The organism is Ralstonia psammae (assembly GCF_958405935.1).
Lineage (GTDB): Bacteria > Pseudomonadota > Gammaproteobacteria > Burkholderiales > Burkholderiaceae > Ralstonia > Ralstonia psammae.
This window is the reverse complement of record NZ_CATZBU010000006.1, coordinates 140936-159261: the sequence shown is the minus strand read 5'-3', so window position 1 is coordinate 159261 and position 18326 is coordinate 140936. Positions and strand designations below refer to the sequence as shown.

The 18326-nt window shown below is 65.3% G+C and carries 15 protein-coding genes; 10 read left to right on the top strand and 5 right to left on the bottom strand.

Annotation, left to right across the window (positions count from 1 at the left end; translation table 11 throughout):
• The first annotated feature begins 29 nt into the window (after positions 1–29).
• Positions 30–695, top strand: coding sequence for a nucleotide-binding protein (locus tag R2N16_RS14590; protein WP_316666591.1), 666 nt, complete (start codon positions 30–32; stop codon positions 693–695).
• Between the two features lie 49 nt (positions 696–744).
• Here the strand turns inward: R2N16_RS14590 and panC are convergent, their stop codons facing one another.
• The 3 genes from panC to R2N16_RS14575 are packed head-to-tail and all read right to left on the bottom strand — an operon-like array spanning position 745 to position 2742.
• Positions 745–1596 (bottom strand): pantoate--beta-alanine ligase, encoded by an 852-nt coding sequence (gene panC, locus R2N16_RS14585; RefSeq protein WP_316666460.1) that lies wholly within the window; start codon positions 1594–1596, stop codon positions 745–747.
• Positions 1597–1634: 38 nt separating this feature from the next.
• Complete coding sequence (locus tag R2N16_RS14580) at positions 1635–2516, bottom strand: segregation and condensation protein A (protein WP_316666459.1); 882 nt, start codon at positions 2514–2516, stop codon at positions 1635–1637.
• 37 nt (positions 2517–2553) lie between these two features.
• Positions 2554–2742 carry a DUF3460 family protein gene (locus R2N16_RS14575; RefSeq protein ID WP_009241263.1) on the bottom strand — a complete coding sequence of 63 codons (189 nt, stop codon included), beginning with the start codon at positions 2740–2742 and terminating at the stop codon, positions 2554–2556.
• Positions 2743–2979: 237 nt separating this feature from the next.
• On the opposite strand from R2N16_RS14575, the gene R2N16_RS14570 reads away from it, so the two are divergent.
• The 3 genes from R2N16_RS14570 to R2N16_RS14560 all read left to right on the top strand — a co-directional run bounded on the left by R2N16_RS14570 (position 2980) and on the right by R2N16_RS14560 (position 9331).
• Positions 2980–4767: an autotransporter assembly complex protein TamA gene (locus R2N16_RS14570; RefSeq protein ID WP_316666458.1), complete on the top strand. Its 1788-nt coding sequence runs from the start codon at positions 2980–2982 to the stop codon at positions 4765–4767.
• Positions 4768–4775: 8 nt separating this feature from the next.
• Positions 4776–8693, top strand: a complete 3918-nt coding sequence (locus tag R2N16_RS14565; protein WP_428984133.1) for a translocation/assembly module TamB domain-containing protein — start codon at positions 4776–4778, stop codon at positions 8691–8693.
• A gap of 95 nt (positions 8694–8788) precedes the next feature.
• Positions 8789–9331, top strand: a complete 543-nt coding sequence (locus tag R2N16_RS14560) for a hypothetical protein (RefSeq protein ID WP_316666590.1) — start codon at positions 8789–8791, stop codon at positions 9329–9331.
• A gap of 116 nt (positions 9332–9447) precedes the next feature.
• On the opposite strand, the gene metG is transcribed toward R2N16_RS14560, so the two are convergent.
• Positions 9448–11517 carry a methionine--tRNA ligase gene (metG, locus tag R2N16_RS14555; protein ID WP_316666456.1) on the bottom strand — a complete coding sequence of 690 codons (2070 nt, stop codon included), beginning with the start codon at positions 11515–11517 and terminating at the stop codon, positions 9448–9450.
• A gap of 305 nt (positions 11518–11822) precedes the next feature.
• A complete protein-coding gene (locus R2N16_RS14550; RefSeq protein WP_154206677.1) occupies positions 11823–12452 on the bottom strand; it encodes a YiaD family glycine zipper/OmpA-like lipoprotein in 630 nt (209 codons plus the stop codon).
• Positions 12453–12658: 206 nt separating this feature from the next.
• Here R2N16_RS14550 and apbC point away from each other — a divergent pair, with 206 nt between their 5' ends.
• The 6 genes from apbC (at position 12659) to R2N16_RS14520 (ending at position 18314) form a co-directional block, all read left to right on the top strand.
• Positions 12659–13747 carry an iron-sulfur cluster carrier protein ApbC gene (apbC, locus tag R2N16_RS14545; protein WP_316666589.1) on the top strand — a complete coding sequence of 363 codons (1089 nt, stop codon included), beginning with the start codon at positions 12659–12661 and terminating at the stop codon, positions 13745–13747.
• A gap of 9 nt (positions 13748–13756) precedes the next feature.
• A complete protein-coding gene (locus R2N16_RS14540; protein WP_316666455.1) occupies positions 13757–14296 on the top strand; it encodes a DUF3305 domain-containing protein in 540 nt (179 codons plus the stop codon).
• Positions 14297–14307: 11 nt separating this feature from the next.
• The gene (locus R2N16_RS14535; RefSeq protein ID WP_316666454.1) at positions 14308–14883 is read left to right on the top strand and encodes a DUF3306 domain-containing protein; all 576 of its coding nucleotides are present in this window, start codon (positions 14308–14310) and stop codon (positions 14881–14883) included.
• A gap of 81 nt (positions 14884–14964) precedes the next feature.
• Positions 14965–17124: a 4Fe-4S binding protein gene (locus R2N16_RS14530; protein WP_316666453.1), complete on the top strand. Its 2160-nt coding sequence runs from the start codon at positions 14965–14967 to the stop codon at positions 17122–17124.
• A 32-nt stretch (positions 17125–17156) separates the two neighbouring features.
• Entirely contained in the window at positions 17157–17828 is a 672-nt protein-coding gene (locus R2N16_RS14525) for a TorD/DmsD family molecular chaperone (protein ID WP_316666451.1), read from the top strand.
• Between the two features lie 234 nt (positions 17829–18062).
• Positions 18063–18314, top strand: coding sequence for a twin-arginine translocation signal domain-containing protein (locus R2N16_RS14520; protein WP_316666450.1), 252 nt, complete (start codon positions 18063–18065; stop codon positions 18312–18314).
• Positions 18315–18326: the final 12 nt, after the last annotated feature.

The following is an 18326-nucleotide window of genomic DNA, read 5'->3' as shown; positions in this document are numbered from 1 at the left end:
GCGCGCGCGATGTGTACAAGGAGGCAGGCATGCCGGTGGCCGTTGTAGCGAATCCGAAGGGCGGAGTGGGCAAAAGCACGCTGGCCACCAATCTGGCCGGCTACTTTGCCGCGCGGGATCACGCCGTGATGCTGGGCGACACCGACCGCCAGCAATCCTCACGCGAATGGCTGGCCCTGCGTCCGGAAACCGCCAAGCCCATCCGCACATGGGAAATCAACGCTGATCACATCGCCAAGCCGCCCAAAGGTACGACGCACGTGGTGCTCGATACGCCGGCGGGCCTTCACGGCTGGCGGCTGGGGGATCTCGTCAAGATGTCGGGCTACGTGATCGTGCCGTTGCAGCCGTCCATGTTCGACATCCTCGCCACGCAGGCCTTCCTGCGCAAGCTGGCCGATGAAAAGCCGGTGCGCCATGGCGAGGTCAAGCTGGGCGTGGTCGGCATGCGCGTGGATATGCGCACGCGCGCCGCTGAACAGCTTCAGCGTTTCGTGCAAGGGCTGGAAGTGCCCATCCTCGGCTATCTGCGCGATACCCAGAACTACGTGCAACTGGCCGCGCATGGCTTGACGCTGTGGGACGTGGCGCCTTCGCGCGTGGCGAAGGATGTGGAGCAGTGGAGCGGCATTCTCGATTGGCTGGGGGAATCGCCCCCGCAGGCCAGCGTCGCCCACACTCCGGCGGCGGCATGAAAAAAGCCCGGCAATCGCCGGGCTTTTTTGTGGGGCGAGGCTGCGTCGCTCAGATTTCGAGGTTATCGATCAGGCGCGTCTTGCCGAGCTTCGCGGCGGTCAGCACGACCAGGGGTTCGCCGGCAGCGATGTTCTCGGGCGTCGGCTGTTGCAGGTCGGAGCGGCGGCGCACGGCCACGTAGTCGGGTTGCCAGCCGCGGCCACGCAGATATTCCATCGCCTTGTTGGTCACCTCTTCGTGCGAGGCCTGGCCTTGCAGCACGGTTTCCAGCACGTCCTGACGGACCTGGTGCAGCGTGCGGTACAGCTCGGGCGCTTCGGCGCGCTCTTCGTTGGTCAGGTAGACGTTGCGCGACGACAGCGCCAGACCGTCATCCGCGCGCACCGTTTCGGCGGGGATGATGTCCACCGGCAGCGCAAACTGATGCGCCATGCGGCGCACGATCATCAACTGCTGGTAGTCCTTCTTGCCGAACACGGCCACGCGCGGTTGCACGCAGCAGAACAGCTTCATCACCACCGTGCACACGCCCTTGAAGAAGCCGGGGCGGAATTCGCCTTCCAGCGTGTCGCCCAGGTCGTGCGGTGGGTCGACGCGGTATTCCTGCGGCTCGGGGTACATGTCGCGCTCGGTGGGCGCAAACAGCACGTACACGCCTTCCTTCTGCAGTTTTTCGATGTCGTCCTGCAGCGTGCGCGGGTATTTGTCGAAGTCTTCGTTCGGGCCAAACTGCAGGCGGTTCACGAAAATGGACGCCACCACCGGGTCGCCGTGCTGGCGCGCCAGACGCATGAGGCTCAGGTGGCCCTCATGCAGGTTGCCCATGGTCGGCACGAAGGCGACGCGGTTCTGGCCGCGCAGCTGGTCGCGCAATTCCTGGATCGACGAGATGACTTTCATAGTTGTTGTGTGATTCGGCCCAGGTCAGGTCGGACGAATTACGTCGGAGAATAGGCGAGGCGCACGTAAATGGGCGCGTACGGTTCGGCCTGCGTGATTTCGAGCAGCGATTCGCGCGAAAGCTCCAGCATGGCGACAAAGTTGACGACCACGATGGGCGCGCCCTTGCCGGACTGGATTGCTTCTTCGAACAGCTCGGTGAACTCCATGAACCGTGCGTGCTGCAGGCGGCGCAGGATCTGGCTCATATGCTCGCGCACGGACAGCTCTTCGCGCGAGATCTTGTGGTGCTGCGTGAGCTTGGCCCGGCGCAGGACGTCGGCCCATGCGACACGCAGGTCATCGGAATTGACGTCGGGGTAGCGCGGCGCGAGGCTCTGCTCGATATAGACCTGGGCGCGCAGGAAGTCGCGGCCCAGTTGCGGCACGGTGTCGAGTTTCTGCGCGGCGAGCTTCATCTGCTCGTACTCGAGCAGGCGGCGGACCAGCTCGGCGCGCGGGTCTTCGGGCTCGACGCCTTCGTCGGTCTTCTTGACCGGCAGCAGCATGCGCGATTTGATCTCGATGAGCATGGCCGCCATGAGCAGGTATTCGGCGGCCAGCTCGAGGTTGGTCGCGCGGATCTGCTCGATGTACGCCAGATACTGCCGCGTGACCTGCGCCAGCGGAATGTCCAGCACATTGAAGTTCTGCCGCCGGATCAGGTACAGCAGCAAGTCCAGCGGCCCTTCAAACGCTTCGAGGAAGACCTCGAGCGCGTCAGGCGGGATGTAGAGATCCTGCGGGAGCTTGAAGAGCGGCTCGCCGTAGAGCCGTGCAAAGGCGAGGCCGTCGACCTGCGCGGGCGTGGAATCCTGATCGGGCGCCACGCTGGGCAGCTCGACGGGCAGTGGCAGCTTGTCCTGCGCGGAAGTGGTCATGCGGCGGAGCCTGGCGGGCTGAGGGCCGGTCGGCCGATCAGTCCAGCGAGTAGACGTACGGCTTTTGCGCCACGCGGGCAGACTTGGCGCGCGCGCGCTCTTCCAGGTCGATCGGGTCCTTGTCCCACAGCAGGGAGCGACCTTGGCGCTGCTGCGCTTCCAGGTCGGGCTTCTGGGTCTTGAGTTCTTCCAGGAACTGGGTGATCTCGGACTTGTACAGGGCCATGGCGGTATGTGATGTTGGGTGATCTTGCCCGCACGGAAAGCGCCCGGGCGGAAAACCGGCGCATTTTACCGTATTGGCCGTTGTACCGGCCCCGGGCACGGCACGTGCGAAACCCCTCCGGCCGATCCGGAAGGCAGCATCCGTTGCATTTGCCTGGGCACCCGCCGGGGGCGGTATGGTCAAATACGCCTCTCCTTCGACTCAGCCTGCCCGTGGGGCGGCGCCACGCTTGCCACGATGACCGGCTCCAATCGACCATCGCGACTGTCACGACCGCCACGCTTTCGTTTTCTTGGTTTGCCCGCCGTCGTGCTGGCAGCCGGCTTTGTCCTGCCCCTCGCCTGCGCGCCGGCGCACGCTGAATACGACGTCAAGATCGAAGCGCCGAAGTCGATTCGCGACCTGCTTGAGCGCCATCTGGATCTGTCGCGTTACAAAGACCGCAAGGACATCACCGAGGACCAGCTCCAATACATGGTCGAGACCATTGGCGACCAGGTCACCAAGCTGACGGCCACCGAAGGCTATTTCGTGCCCAAGGCGAGCGCGAAGTTGGAAGGCCCGCCGGACCACCGTGTGGTCAACGTGAAGGTCGAGCCCGGCCCGCGTACCACCATCGACAACGTGGCACTCGACTTTACCGGCGCCATCACGCAAGACGCCAAGCGTATCGACGAATTGAAGAAGTCGTGGGGCCTGCAGCACGGCATGGTCTTTCGCCAGTCGGGCTGGGACAAGGCCAAGGACGACAGTTTGGCGGCGCTGCAGAGCAAACGCTATTACGCGGCCAGGCAGACGTCGTCGCAGGCGCGTGTCGATCCGGACGAAAGCAAGGCGGACCTGTCGGTGGGCTATGACAGCGGCCCGGCTTACACGCTGGGGCCGCTGGATGTGCAGGGCTTGTCGCGCTACCCGCTCAGCATCATCAACCACGTGAACCCGTTGCGCGTGGGTGAGGACTACTCAGCCGATCGGCTGCAATCGTTGCAGGCCGCCATCCAGGGACAGCCGTATTTTTCCAATGCCATCGTTGACCTGGGCGACGATCCGAAGAACCCGGTCAACGCGCCGGTGCGCGTGCGCGTGCGGGAGTACCCGCCCAACCGCATCACCAGCGGTGTGGGTTACGGCACGGATACGGGCGCCTCGGTTGAAGGGCGCTATCAATATCTGAACCTGTTCAGCAAGGCATGGGTGCTCGACACGCAAGCCCGCATCGAACAGCGCCGCCAGTACCTGTTTGCCGGCGTGACCGTGCCGCCCGACGACAAGCAATATGTCAATAGCTTCTACACCAGCATGGACCGCACCGATACCTCGGGCACCGAGACGCGCAGCTATCGTTCCGGCTTCAAGCAGACGCGTGTGCGCGGCATCTACGAGACGTCGTTCACCGTGGATTTCTACTACGACGACCTGCGTCCCGATGGTGCGGAGCGCCAGTTGAGCAAGGCGCTCGTCCCAGGGTTCGCCTGGACGCGCCGCGACGTGGACGACCCGCTGTTTCCGCGCCGCGGCAACATCATCACCACGCAGATCGGCGCGGCAGTGAAGGGCGTGCTGACGGACCAATCGTTCGTGCGGTCGTACAGCCGCATCCGCCAATTCGTGCCGGTGGGGCAGCGCGACATCTTCGTCGCACGCGGCGAGTTGGGCGCAGTCATCACCTCGGGTTCCGGCGATGGCGTGCCGGCCACGCTGCGCTTTCGCACGGGCGGCACGCAGTCGGTGCGCGGCTACGACTTCCAGAGCATCGGTAACGACGTCAACGGCAGCACACTGCCGACCAAGTTTCTCGTCACCGGCGGGCTGGAGTATCAACGCTGGTTCCTGCCGCAATGGGGCGCTGCCGTGTTCTGGGATACCGGCACAGCCACCGACAACTGGTCGGAGCGCCGCTGGTTCAATGGTGTGGGCGTCGGCGTGCGCTGGAAGAGCCCAGTGGGGCCGATCCAGCTCGACATGGCCTATGGCATCCAGCAGAAGCAGTTTCGACCGAGCGTGTCGCTGGGCATCGCGTTCTGAATATGACGATGACCGATCCGCAAACGCCTGAACCCAACCCAACCGAAGCACCACGCCCCGAGCGTCCCGAGCGTCCCGAGCGGGGCTGGGCCCGCCGCATGCTGCGCGGGTTCGGAGCCGTCGTTGCCCTTGTCCTGGTGATCGTGCTGGCGCTGGCCGGCTGGCTGGTTTGGGCGATCCATTCGGAGTCCGGCACGGCGCAGTTGTGGTCGCTGGCCACGCGCTTCGGAAACGCTTATGTGTCGGGCAAGCTGGAGGGCGGCACGGTACGCGAGGGCGTGTCGCTGCGCGATCTGCACGTGCGCGCGGGCAGCACGGAAGTGCGCATCGACCATGTGGAAGGCCGCTGGGCCATCACGCGTGGCCCGTGGCATGCGCACTTCGCGTATCTCCGGGCCGGCAATGTCGAGGTGATCCTGCATCCGACACCGCCCACACCGCCGAGTGGTCCGCCCCAGTCACTGGTGCTGCCGCTGGCGCTCGATGTGGACCGGCTTGCAGTCGATCGCCTCGCCATCCGGCAGGGCACGTCGACCACCGAACTGAAGTCGATTGCCGGCAGCCTGCACACCGACGGCACGCACCACAACGTGCTGCTCGACGGCATGGAAACGCCCGCCGGCAAGCTGGCCGCCACGCTGCGCATGACCGGCACGCGGCCGTATCCGCTCACGGGCGCCGCGACGCTCGCCACGCAGTTTGAGGTGAACGGGCAGAAGCAGGATGCGTCGGTGTCGGCGCAACTGTCGGGCTCGCTGGAGGCGCTGCATATCGATGCGACCGGCACCGGCGCCAAGCTGACCGCGCAGGCGCTGATCGACGCCACGCCGTTCGGCGCGTTGCCCTTGTCGCGCGCCGTCGTATCGGCGGAGCATGTGAATCCGCGTGCGTTTGCACCGGGCGCACCGGAAGCATCGCTGTCGATCCACGCCGATCTGCGCCCCGACGAGAAGGCCAAGACGCTGACGGTGGCCGGCCCCATTCAGCTCGATAACGCGCAGCCTGGCACGCTCGACAAGCAGAAGCTGCCGCTGCAATCGTTGCGCGCACAGGTGCGGCTGAACGAAAACGATCAGCAACTCAACGGATTGGATGTGCGCCTGCTGGGCGGCGCGGTGCTCACGGGTGGCGCCGATGTGCAGAAGGGGCACGGCGCACTGCGCGTTGATGTGCGCCAGCTCGACTTGCAGGCACTGCACGCGTCGCTGGAGAAGACGAAGCTCGCGGGCCCTATCACCGTCGACTTTGCGGACGGCACGCAGCGTGTGGCGCTCGATCTGGCCGGCGGCGACATGCGCGCGCAAGCGAAAGCCGTGCTGGATGCGGCGCAGGTCGCGGTGGAGAGCGCCCAGGTGTCGCTGGGCCGCTCGCGGCTGACGCTGGCGGGCACACTCAGGCACGACGATGCGCAGTCGTTCGCCTTCAAGGGCAATCTGGCGGAGTTCGATCCGTCGCGGCTGGCCAAGGTGGCCAAGGGCCGCATCAACGCCGAGTTCGATGCGCGGGGCACGCTGGGTGAGCCGATTGACGCCGCCATCAAGTTTGCCGTGCGCGATAGTGACTACGCCGGCTTGCCGATGACCGGCGACGGCAACGTCCACCTGCGTGGCGAACGCCTGCTGCCCAGCGACGCCAAGCTCGACGTGGCCGGCAACAGAGCCAGCCTGCGCGGCAGCTTTGGCGGGGCGGGCGACCGCATGCATGTCGAAGTCGACGCGCCGCAGCTCGCACGCCTGCAGCTTGGCGTGAGCGGCGCGCTGACCTTGTCCGGCGATGTCTCCGGCACGATCAAGCGCCCACAGGTGGATGCCACGTTCCGCGCCAATCAACTGGCCTATCAAGGGAACAAGGTCGATACCGCCAACGGCCGCGCGCAGATCCGCGACGGGATCGACGGGCCATTGTTGTTCGAGCTGACCGCGCAGCGCGTGACGGGCCCGAGCCTGTCGTTGCGAGAAGTCCATGCCACGCTGGACGGCACGCGACGCGCCCACCGCTTCCGCGCCGATGCCGACGGCAACGTGCGCAACCAGCCGTTCAAGTTCGCGCTGGCGGGCGCCGGTGCACTGACACCCGGCAAGGATGGCGACGGGTGGGACGGCACGATCTCCACGCTGTCGGCGCAGGGGGCACCCAACCTGCAACTGACGGCGCCGGTGCGCCTGTCGGTGGCGCCGGGCCGCCTGATGGTGGGCCGCGCAGACCTGACGCTGGACCAGACGCCCATCCACATCGAGCGTGTCGAATCGACCCAGGGCCACGTGCGCAGCGCCGGCCGCGTCGACGGCTTGCAGATCGCGCGCGTGCTGGAACTGGTGCGCACGTGGACGGGCCAGGCACCGCCGGTACGTACGGATCTCGTCGTCGACGGCCAATGGGATCTGGACCTCGGCAGCACGGCCACGGGCACGGCGCGCATCGCCCGCCGCAGCGGCGATCTGTCGATCAATGCTGGCCGCGGTTTCACACCGTTGGGCTTGACCGAAGCGACTGTGGAAGCGCGCGGCGAAGGCATGCGCCTCGGGCTGCGCGGGAACGTGCAGTCAACGCGCGTCGGCAACCTTTACCTCGACGCAGGTGTCGGGCTCGTGCGAGCCCCCGGCCCAGGCGCCTTGGCGCTCATGGCGCCCACGTCGCCGCTCTCCGGCGGTCTGACGATCAGCTTGCCGCACCTCAAGGGCATCGGTGATCTGCTTGGGCCGGATGTCGCAACGGACGGGCAGCTCGCGGCCAGCCTGACGTTTGCCGGAACGGTGGGCGAACCCAAGGTGAGCGGCTTCCTGACCGGCCAGGACGTTGACGTGGCGCTGTACGACCAGGGCATCCGCCTGACCAAGGGCGTGGTGCGCGTGGCCCTCGACCAGAACGTGGTTGACCTCCAAGAGGTGGTGTTCCACGGCGGCGACGGCACCGTGCGGGCGCAGGGCCGCGTGCAGCTCGGCCAGGCGAACCCGAACCTCGCCGGCTCCATCGTTGCCGACAAGCTGCAGCTCTTTGCCGACCCCGACCGCACGCTGGTGCTCTCGGGCCAGGCGCGAATCGCTAACGACAACGACCGGGTGGCCATCACCGGCAAGTTCAAGGTCGACCGGGGCCTGTTCGATTTGCCCAAGGACGGCGCGCCCTCGCTGGGTGACGACGTGGTCATCGTTCGTCGCGCCGATGCGGCCCGCAACCAGGCCGAGCGCGGCGTCAAACGCGAAGAGAAGCCGGCCGGCCGCTTCAGCCCGGTGGTCGATGTCGATGTCGATTTTGGCGACAACTTCCGCTTCAAGGGTGCGGGTGCAGACCTGTCACTCGGCGGGCAGATGCATGTGCACAGCGAACCGCTCGTGCCCCTGCGCGGTACCGGCACGATCTACGTGCGCCAGGGCAGCACGTACGAAGCGTTCGGCCGCAAGCTGGCCATCGAGCAGGGCGTACTGAACTTCGTCGGGCCGATCAACAATCCGTCGCTCAACATCACCGCCATGCGGCGCAACCAGGAAGTCGAAGCCGGCGTGCAGGTGACCGGCACGGTGCGCCAGCCACGCGTCAAGCTCGTCTCCGAGCCCAACGTGCCCGATGAAGACAAGCTCTCCTGGCTGATGTTCGGTTACAGCGCATCGAACGCTGGCCTGGGCCAGCAGCAGGCGATGTCCGGCGCGGCGCTGGGCCTGCTGGGCAACGTGGCCGGCAAGAACGTGGCACGGCGCTTCGGGCTCGATGAGTTCTCGATTGGGCCGTCCACCGCCGGTCTGACCGATCCGCAGGTGGTGAGCCTGGGCAAGGCGATCTCGGAGCGGATCACCGTCGGCTATGAGCAGAGCCTGTCGACGGCCGATTCCATCGTCAAACTGACGTGGCAGTTCTCGCGGCGGTGGTCGGTGGTGGCACGCGGCGGCACGATCAATGGCGCGTCGGTCCTGTTCAACAAGCGTTGGTAATCGGGTAAGCCGGCTGCCAGAATGGCGACGGGTCTATGTTTCGAACGAGGGGTTCCATGCTGCATCGTCGTCAACGCGCACAAGTGGGAGTCACCATGGGCATTCTGGCTTCATTGCTGGGGTTGTTCGGCTGTGATCAGCAGAAGGTCGACCAGGCTCTGGATCGCGCAGGCGATGCGGCCAAGCGGGCGTGGCAATCGGCCAAGCCGGACAACCTGTTGTTCAAAGGCATCGTGGCCGGGCAATCCACCGAGGACGATGTCAGGGCCACCGCCGGTCAGCCCGAGATGATCTGGGAGAGCGAAGGTGGCACGCGGCAGCTGGAGTATCCGCGCGGGCCGGAAGGGACTTCAACCTGGATTGTGACGATCGGGCCTGATGGGCACGTGCAGAAGATTGAGCAGGCGCTGACTGCCGAGAACTTTGGGCGTGTGCAGGTGGGGCAGACCCAGGACGACATCCGCCGGATGCTGGGCAAGCCGGGGAAGGTTGAGGTGTTTAAGTTGAAGCAGGAAGAGGTTTGGGGGTATCGGTGGATGGAAAGCCCGACCCAGCGGGCTTTCTTTAACGTGCACTTTGGGCCCGATGGACGGGTTACGACGACGTCGCGTAGTGACGATCGGTTGAATGGGGCTTAGATGGTTCTTGTTATTGGGGCTTGTGGTTTGGGGTTTTTGGGTGGTCCAACCCTTGTTTCAGCCCCGCTGGGGGCGAAAGGGGAGTGGACCACTAAAAGCCATTCACAAAACAAGCATTACCGCACGCGCATCCCCGGCACCGCCCCAGAGTGCGGTTCAAGAATGTAAAGCCCCGGCTGAGCCTTCTCATCAGCAGCGGAAGCCGCCAGCACCATCCCCTCCGACATCCCAAACTTCATCTTCCGCGGCGCCAGGTTCGCCACCATCACGGTCAGCTTGCCGACCAGGTCTTCCGGCGCATACGCGGACTGGATGCCCGAAAACACATTCCGCGTCTGTCCTTCACCCACATCCAGCGTGAGCTGCAGCAGCTTGTTCGATCCTTCCACACGCTGGCACGCGACGATCTTGGCGACACGCAAGTCGATCTTGGCGAAATCGTCGATGGCGATGGTTTCGGCCATCGGCTCGATGGCGGCAGCACCGTTGGCGACCGTAGCCGGTGCATCGGCGGTGGCCTGCAGCGACTGACGATTTGCCTCCACCAGCGCATCCACCTGCTTCTTGTCCACGCGCGTCATCAGGTGCGAGTACGGCTGGATCGGCTTGGCCGACGACAGTTGCGAATCGATCGCGCGCCACGTCAGCGGCTCAACATTGAGGAACGCCTCAATGCGCTCGACTGTGGTCGGCAGAACCGGCTTGAGGTACACGGCCAGCAGGCGGAACGCTTCCAGCGCGACCGAGCACGCGGCGTGCAGCTTTTCGCGGTTGGCTTCGTCCTTGGCGAGGTCCCACGGCTTTTCGGTGTCGACGAACGCGTTGACGGCGTCGGCCAGTTCCATCACCGCACGCAGCGCCTTGCTGTACTCGCGCTTTTCGTACAGATCGGCGATTTGCGGGGCGGCTTCGCGCAGTTGCAACATCAGCGGGTGGCCCAGCGCGGCATCGCTCACACGGCCTTCGAAGCGCTTGACCAGGAAGCCCGCCGAGCGGCTGGCGATGTTGACGAACTTGCCCACCAGATCACTGTTCACACGGGCGATGAAGTCGTCCAGGTTCAGGTCCAGGTCTTCCATAGTCGCGTTCAGCTTGGCCGCGAAGTAATAGCGCAGCCATTCCGGGTTCAGGCCGGTGTCGATGTAGCTCTGCGCGGTGATGAACGTGCCGCGCGACTTGCTCATCTTGGCGCCGTCCACGGTCAGGAAGCCGTGGGCGAACACGTTGGTCGGCGTGCGGTGGCCAGAGAACTTCAGCATGGCCGGCCAGAACAGCGTGTGGAAATACAGGATGTCCTTGCCGATGAAGTGGTACTGCTCGGTCGTCGAGTGCTCGGCGATCCAGGAGTCGAAATCAAGGCCGCGCTTGGCGCACAGGTTCTTGAAGCTGGCGTAGTAGCCGACCGGCGCATCCAGCCACACATAGAAGTACTTGCCCGGCGCGCCCGGAATCTCGAAACCGAAGTACGGCGCATCACGCGAGATGTCCCAGTCCGACAGCTTGGCCTCGCCTTCGTCGCCGAGCCATTCGCGCATCTTGTTGGTGGCTTCGGGCTGGGCCAGGTCGGCCACCCATTCGCGCAGGAAATTTTCGCAGCGCGGGTCGGACAGCTTGAAGAAGTAATGCTCCGATGACTTGCGCACCGGTGTCGCGCCCGACACCACGGAATACGGATTCTTCAGATCGGTCGGCTGATACGTCGCGCCGCAGACTTCGCACGAATCGCCGTACTGGTCTTTTGCGCCGCACTTCGGGCATTCGCCCTTGATGAAGCGGTCCGGCAGGAACATCTCCTTGACCGGGTCGTAGAACTGCTCGACTTCGCGCACGTCAATCAGGCCGGCTTCCTTGAGCTTGAGGTAGACGCTCTGGCACAGTTCCTTGTTTTCGTCGGAGTCGGTGCTGTAGTAGTTGTCGAACGAGACGAGGAAGTTGTCGAAGTCGCGCTTGTGCTCAGTCCAGACGCGTTCGATCAGTTGGCGCGGGGTCAGGCCTTCCTTCTCGGCGCGCAGCATGACGGGCGTGCCGTGCGTGTCGTCGGCACCCACGTAGTAGGTCTCATGCCCGCGCATGCGCTGGAAGCGCACCCAGATATCGGTCTGGATGTACTCGACCAGGTGGCCGATGTGAATCGGCCCATTGGCATAGGGCAGGGCGGAAGTGACGAGGATGCGACGTTCGGACATGGGCAGGCCAGAAGAGTGCGGGCGGGCCGCGAACAGAGCGCGGCGCGCGGGAAAACGCGTATTTTAGCGCGCCCGGCGGCGTCGAGCCGGGGAGCGAGGAATCTGCGGAGTGGCGGATGTGATCGTGGGGCTTGGTCCATGCGTCACGATGCCGCGCATGGTGTGACCCAAAAAAAAGCGCCGGTCAGAGCCGGCGCAGCTTTCCACAACGGAAAAGGAGGAGAAATCAGGTACCGCCCGGGAGGTCAGCCACGCATCGCGAGCCAGCAACGTGTGGCAAGCGGCACCTGTTTTCTATGACAGGGTTACCCCTGAATTGGTTTCAAATAAATTTCGACGCGGCGATTCTGGGCGCGGCCGGCCTCGGTGGCATTGTCGGCAACAGGCTGGTTCTGGCCACGGCCTTCGGAGGAGAGGCGGTTGCGGGCCACACCACGGTCAGTCAGGTAGCTCGCCACGCTCTGCGCACGCTTTTGCGACAGGGTCATGTTGTAGTTCGGGTTGCCGGTGCTGTCCGTGTGGCCAACCACGTTGGCGGCCAGTTCCGGATGTTGCGTGAGCGTTTGTGCCACGCTATCCAGCGGGCCGCGGAACGACGGCTTGATCACCGCGCTGTCGGTGTCGAACGAGACCTGGCTCGGAATGTTCAGCTTGAGCGAGCCATCGGGCTGCTCCGAAATTTGCGTGCCCGTTCCAGCCGTATCGCCAGCCAGCTTGGACTTGATGGCGCCCCAGTTGTAGCCGACGGCTGCACCGGTTGCCGCGCCCAGCGCACCGCCAATGGCGGCACCCTTGCCGTTGCCGACCAACGCGCCGATGCCAGCGCCCACAGCGGCGCCCACGCCGGTGCCCATGGCGGTCTGGTTCTGCTGCTCGGTAGCGCAGCCGGCGGCCAGCAGCGCGATGAGCGAGACGGAAATAAGCTTGGCTTTCATGAATTCTCCTACGAGTAACGGGATCGGTTCTTGTGGGTTTGCCGATATCCGGCGCATCTGAGGGATATTGGGGAGGAATCGGACGAACGACGCGCCGGCAAAATACAATAGCAAAAACAGTACGTAGAGTGGTCAGGGCGTCGCAAAGTTCATGCCGCGTCACCGTTGGCCCGTCCCCCATTTGCATTAGATTTGTGGAGCACATGTTGAGCGTAACCATCGAACAGATCACCGAAGCCTTGCGCGGCGTGGTGGATCCCAATACCGGGCGCGACCTCGTGTCGTCCAAATCGGCGCGCAACATCCGGGTTGATGGCGGCGATGTGTCGCTCGACGTGGAACTCGGTTACCCGGCCAAGAGCCAGTTCGAACCGATCCGCAAGCTGGTGATCGGGGCGCTGCGGCAGGTGGAAGGTGTCGAAAATGTGAGCGTGCAGGTCTCGATGAAGATCGTCGCGCACGCGGTGCAGCGCGGCGTGCACCTGATGCCGAATGTGAAGAACATCATCGCCGTGGCGTCGGGCAAGGGCGGGGTGGGTAAGTCGACCACGGCCGTGAACCTGGCGCTGGCACTGGCTGCGGAAGGCGCCAACGTCGGCATTCTGGACGCCGACATCTACGGCCCGAGCCAGCCGATGATGCTGGGCATCCAGGGGCAGCCGGAGTCGGCCGACGGTAAGACGATGGAGCCGATGGAGGGCCACGGCCTGCAGGCCAACTCGATCGGTTTCCTGATCGAGCAGGACAACCCGATGGTCTGGCGCGGCCCGATGGTGACCTCGGCGCTCGAACAACTGCTCAAGCAGACCAACTGGCGCGACCTGGATTACCTCATTGTTGACATGCCGCCGGGCACGGGCGATATCCAGCTCACGTTGTCGCAGAAGGTGCCTGTGACGGGCGCGGTCATCGTCACTACGCCGCAGGACATCGCGCTGCTCGACGCCAAGAAGGGCCTGAAGATGTTCGAGAAGGTGGGGATTCCCATCATCGGCGTGGTCGAGAACATGGCGGTCTACTGCTGCCCAAACTGCGGCCATACCGAGCACATTTTCGGCGCCGGCGGCGGCGAGAAAATGTGCGAACAGTACGGCGTGCCGTTCCTGGGCAGCCTGCCGCTGAATCTGTCCATTCGCGAGCAGGCTGATTCGGGCCGTCCGACCGTGGTGGCCGACCCCGACGGCGCGATTGCCGGTGTCTACAAGCAGATCGCCCGTCGCGTCGCCATTGCCGTGGCCGAGAAGGCGAAGGACATGACGAGCAAGTTCCCGTCGATCGTCGTGCAGAACACCTGAGCGCAAACCATGGACACCACCGAGCCGTTGCCCAGCGACCGTCAAGCGGAGCGCCCGTCTGTGAGGGTGGCGGTGGTGCTGTGCCGCCGTCCGACGGCCAACCGCTGGCAGCCGTTCCAGTGGCGGCTGGAGGCTGTCGTGCCCGATCTGGGCGAATACGGTACCGCGCCGCGCTGCCTGGATCGCGCAGACGATGAGAAGGGCGACGAGCGCTGGCTCACGCCCGGCTTCTCCGTCACGCTGTTTCGCGACGAGGCCGAGGGCTACTACCTGAACGTGACCTCCGCCGCGCCGTGCTGGTTTGTGCTGTGGCGCCTGGGCGAGTCGGGCACGACGGACGAGGGCCGGGCGATTCCGCATACGGTTTCGCTGAGCTACAACGAGGCGGGCCGCTGGCTCGACGGCGGTGAGACGGTCGAAAACGTGCCGCTGGACGCTGCCGCGCTCGAGTGGCTGCAGGCGTACGTGGCCGAAAACTACCGGCCCGAGCCGAAGAAGCGGCGCCGGCCGGAGTCGTTCCTGCCGCCGGAAGACCGCGCGAAGTTCTGAGCTGAGCTGCCGTGAGCAACGAAACGTTCCTCTCGCGCTGGTCACGTCGCAAGGCCGCCGAGCGGCGGGGCGAGCCCGAGGCCGAGCACGAACCGGAAGCGGCCTCGCCCGCCGAGCCGGTGCCCGTCGTGGCGCCCGAAGCTTCGGCGGCCGAGCCCGCGCCCGAGGTGCCACCCCCGCTGACGCTGGAAGACGCCGCCAAGCTGACGCCATCCGATGATTTCGCGCCCTTCGTTGCGCACGGGGTGGACGAAGCCGTCAAGCGCGCCGCGCTCAAGAAGCTCTTTGCCGATCCGCACTTCAATGTGATGGACGGGCTCGATACCTACATCGACGACTATTCGCAGCCCGACCCGATTCCGCCCGAGATGTTGCGCGAGCTGCGCCACACGGTGGAATTGCGGTTGTTCGAGCCGCTGGACGAGGATGTGGCGAAAAGCGTGGGTTTCGAACCACCCGATGCCGAGGCTGCGCCCACGGTGACAGGCGAGACGCCGCCTGAACCTGCCGACGCCGAGCAGCCCGTCGTTGACGACCCTGTTCAGGCAAGCCCGCATGGCGGCGCTAAGCCGCCGTCCGTAGAATAAAAAGGAAGACCGCGCGGCAAAGACCGTGCGGCCATGTCCCCACAGCCCGCGCCATGCGCGCGGGCGCTCACGCACACATCCATGCCGACGCTGCTCTGCAGTTGCAATCACACCATGCCGCTCGATGCCGATGCGGTGGGCGACGCCCTGCGCGGGTCCGACGCCGCCATCGACGCGCCCGGCAAGACGCACCACCTGCTGTGCCGCCGCGAGATCGGCGCGTTCACGCAGGCGCTGGATGGCACGGAAGACGTCATCGTCGCCTGCACGCAGGAAAAGACGCTGTTTGCAGAAGTGGCTGCGCAGCACGAGGGCGTAACCGCACCGATCCATTTCGTCAACGTGCGCGAGACGGGCGGGTGGTCGGCGGGGGCCAGGCGCGATGCGCGCGGTTTCCGTGCCAAGACGGCGGCGCTGCTGGCCGTCGCAGGGTTGCCGGCGCCGGACCCGGTGCCGGTGGTCGACTACCGCAGCGACGGCAACGTGCTCATCGTCGGTCCTGCCGAGCGTGTGGTGCCGTGGGCGGAACGCCTGGTCACCCAACTGAGCGTGACGATGCTCGTCACCGGACGCGACCCCACAAACGGTCTGCTCGTACCGCCGATGGAGCGCCGCTGGCCCGTCCACGCGGGCGAGCTGGTGCAGGTGCAAGGCTGGCTTGGCGCGTTCGAGGTGCAGTGGCGCAACCGCAATCCGATCGACCTGGACCGCTGCACGCGCTGCAACGCCTGCATCGATGTCTGCCCGGAAGGCGCCATCGACGCGCTCTACCAGATCGATCTGGATGCCTGCCATGACCATCGCGCGTGCGTAAAGGCCTGCGGCGACGCGATGGCCATCGATTTCAGCCGTGTGGATGCGCCGCAGACGCTATCGGGCCAATTCGACCTGATCTTCGATTTGAACGACGCGCCGGCGTTTGCCCAGCACCAGCCGCCGCAGGGCTACTTTCACGCGGGCGCAGACGCGGGCCGCCAGCTGACGGCATCGCTGGCACTGCTGCAAATGGTGGGCGAGTTCGAGAAGCCCAAGTTTTTCCAATACAAGGAGTCCATCTGCGCGCACGGGCGTAACGGCCAAGTCGGCTGCGACGCCTGCGTGCAGGTGTGCTCGGCCTCGGCGATCGCGTCGCAATGGAAGGGTGGCCGCGGCAGCGTGCACGTCACACCCAATCTGTGCGTGGGCTGCGGCGCGTGTACGACCGCGTGCCCGACCGGTGCCATCAGCTATGCCTATCCGAGCGCGCCGTACCAGGGGCGCAAGCTCAAGACGCTGCTGAGCACGTATGCATCGGCGGGTGGGCGTGATGCCGTGGTTCTGCTGCATAACGGTGAGCGCGGCCGTACCCTGATCGAGCAACTGGGCCGTGCTGCGCGCATCGGCAAGGCACAGGGCGTGCCGGTGAATGTGCTCCCGGTCGAGGTCTTCCATGCGGCATCGACGGGATTGGACCTGTGGCTTGCTGCATTGGCTTACGGCGCCGCGCGTATCGCCATCCTGCTGACGGAAGACGACGCACCGCAGTACCGCACGATGCTCGCCGAGCAGGTTGCCGTGGCACAGGCCGTGCTGCACGGGTTGGGCGAACCGGCGGATGGGTTGGGCGTGGTGCTGATCGACGTGGCGGATGCGGCTGCGCTTGACGCACGCTTGAGCCACGCCGACGTGTCTGGCCCGCTGCGCGGTTTTCGCCGTGACATGCCGGCCGCGACCTTCGCGGTGGCCGCTGCCAAGCGCGAGACGCTGGACTTCGCGCTCGAGCATCTTGCGCGCCACGCCAAGGCCACCGAGGCGATCATCCCGCTGCCGGCCGGCGCACCGTTTGGCGCCATCACCGTGAACCGCGAAAGCTGCACGCTGTGCATGGCGTGCGTGGGCGCGTGCCCGTCGCAGGCGCTGCGCGATCAGGCCGAGCGCCCCGTGCTGGCCATGATCGAGCGCAACTGTGTCCAATGCGGCTTGTGCGAAACCACATGCCCTGAAAGCGCCATCGCCCTCGCGCCGCGTCTGAACCTGTCGGCGCAAGCTCGCCAATCGGTCACGCTCAACGAGGCGCAGCCGTTCCACTGCATCCGCTGCAACAAGCCGTTCGGCACCGCGCAGATGGTCGCGACGATGCTCGCCAAGCTCGGCGCGCATCCGGCGTTTTCCGGCGCCGCCGCCGAGCGCCTCAAGATGTGCAGCGACTGCCGCGTGATCGACATGATGCAGCACGGCGAACGCCCGGGCGCCACGCACTGAAGACCGCGCATTGAAGACCGATTCCTGATCCCATGACCGACGCCCAGCCCCTGCAGTTCCAGCCCGCCGCCACGCCTGCCGACAGCGCCGAGGATCTCGCCCGTGCCGACCTGTACGGCCTGCTCGCCACGCTGTTCTTCCACGCGGCGGACGCCGATTTGCTGCAGCGCATTGCCGCCGCGCCGCTGGACCCGGTGGGCGACGACGATATCGCCCCCGCCGATGCCGAAGCCGCCGCCAGCAGTGCACTTACCCAGGCCTGGCGAAAGCTTGTTGCCCGCGCCGGCCAGACCACCGCCGAGCAGGCCGACGACGAATACACCGAGCTGTTTATCGGCGTCGGCAAGCCCGAAGTGTTCTTGTACGGCTCGTATTACCAAGCCGGTTTCATGAACGAAAAGCCGCTCGTGGTGCTGCGCGACGACCTGCGTCGCTTCGGCTTGGAGCGCGCCGAGGGCATCACGGAAACCGAAGACCACCTCGCGACGCTGTGCGAAGTCATGCGCTACCTGATCGCCGGGGATGATCCGGCGGCGGGCCGCATCGAAGAGCAGCGTGCTTTTTTCCAGCGCCATTTGGCACCCTGGGTCGATACGGCTTGTGATGCTGTATTGCAGCATCCGCGCGCCGCGTTTTATGCCGACGTGGCGGGATTGGCAAAAACGTTTTTTGACGTCGAGCGGCTCGCGCTGGAATTGGCCTGACTGCAATCGTCTGGCTGCCTAGAAATTAAGCGGCAGGCCAAGAGCCACGCCCTGCCAGCATCACGGCGGACCGGTTCAAACCGCACTCATTGAAAAAATTCATCGGTAAATCGTCAGGAAAATCCCTGGGGGAGGGGTTTTCGGCATGGTTTTCCCCTGCGGTTACTCCTAAAATGTGTTCAAAAATTCCTATTACATTCGGTCATCGGTTTGGAAAAGCCGGGGAGCCTTGAAATGCCAGGTCCGAACACCGTCCCTCACGCCCGCCCAGAGGCGGATTCCGCTGAGTCCGCGCCCACCCGCCGACGCTTCCTGATGGGCGCCGCGGTCGCTGCCGCGGCTGCAGGCACCGCAGCCACCGCGACGCGCCTGGGGCAGGCGCCACTCGCTTCTGCCGCGCCGCAGGTCGAACCGGTGGACGACACCGCCACCGGCTATCGGCTGACCGAGCACATCCGCAAGTACTACAAGACGACCTGGATCTGATGCGCCGCACCC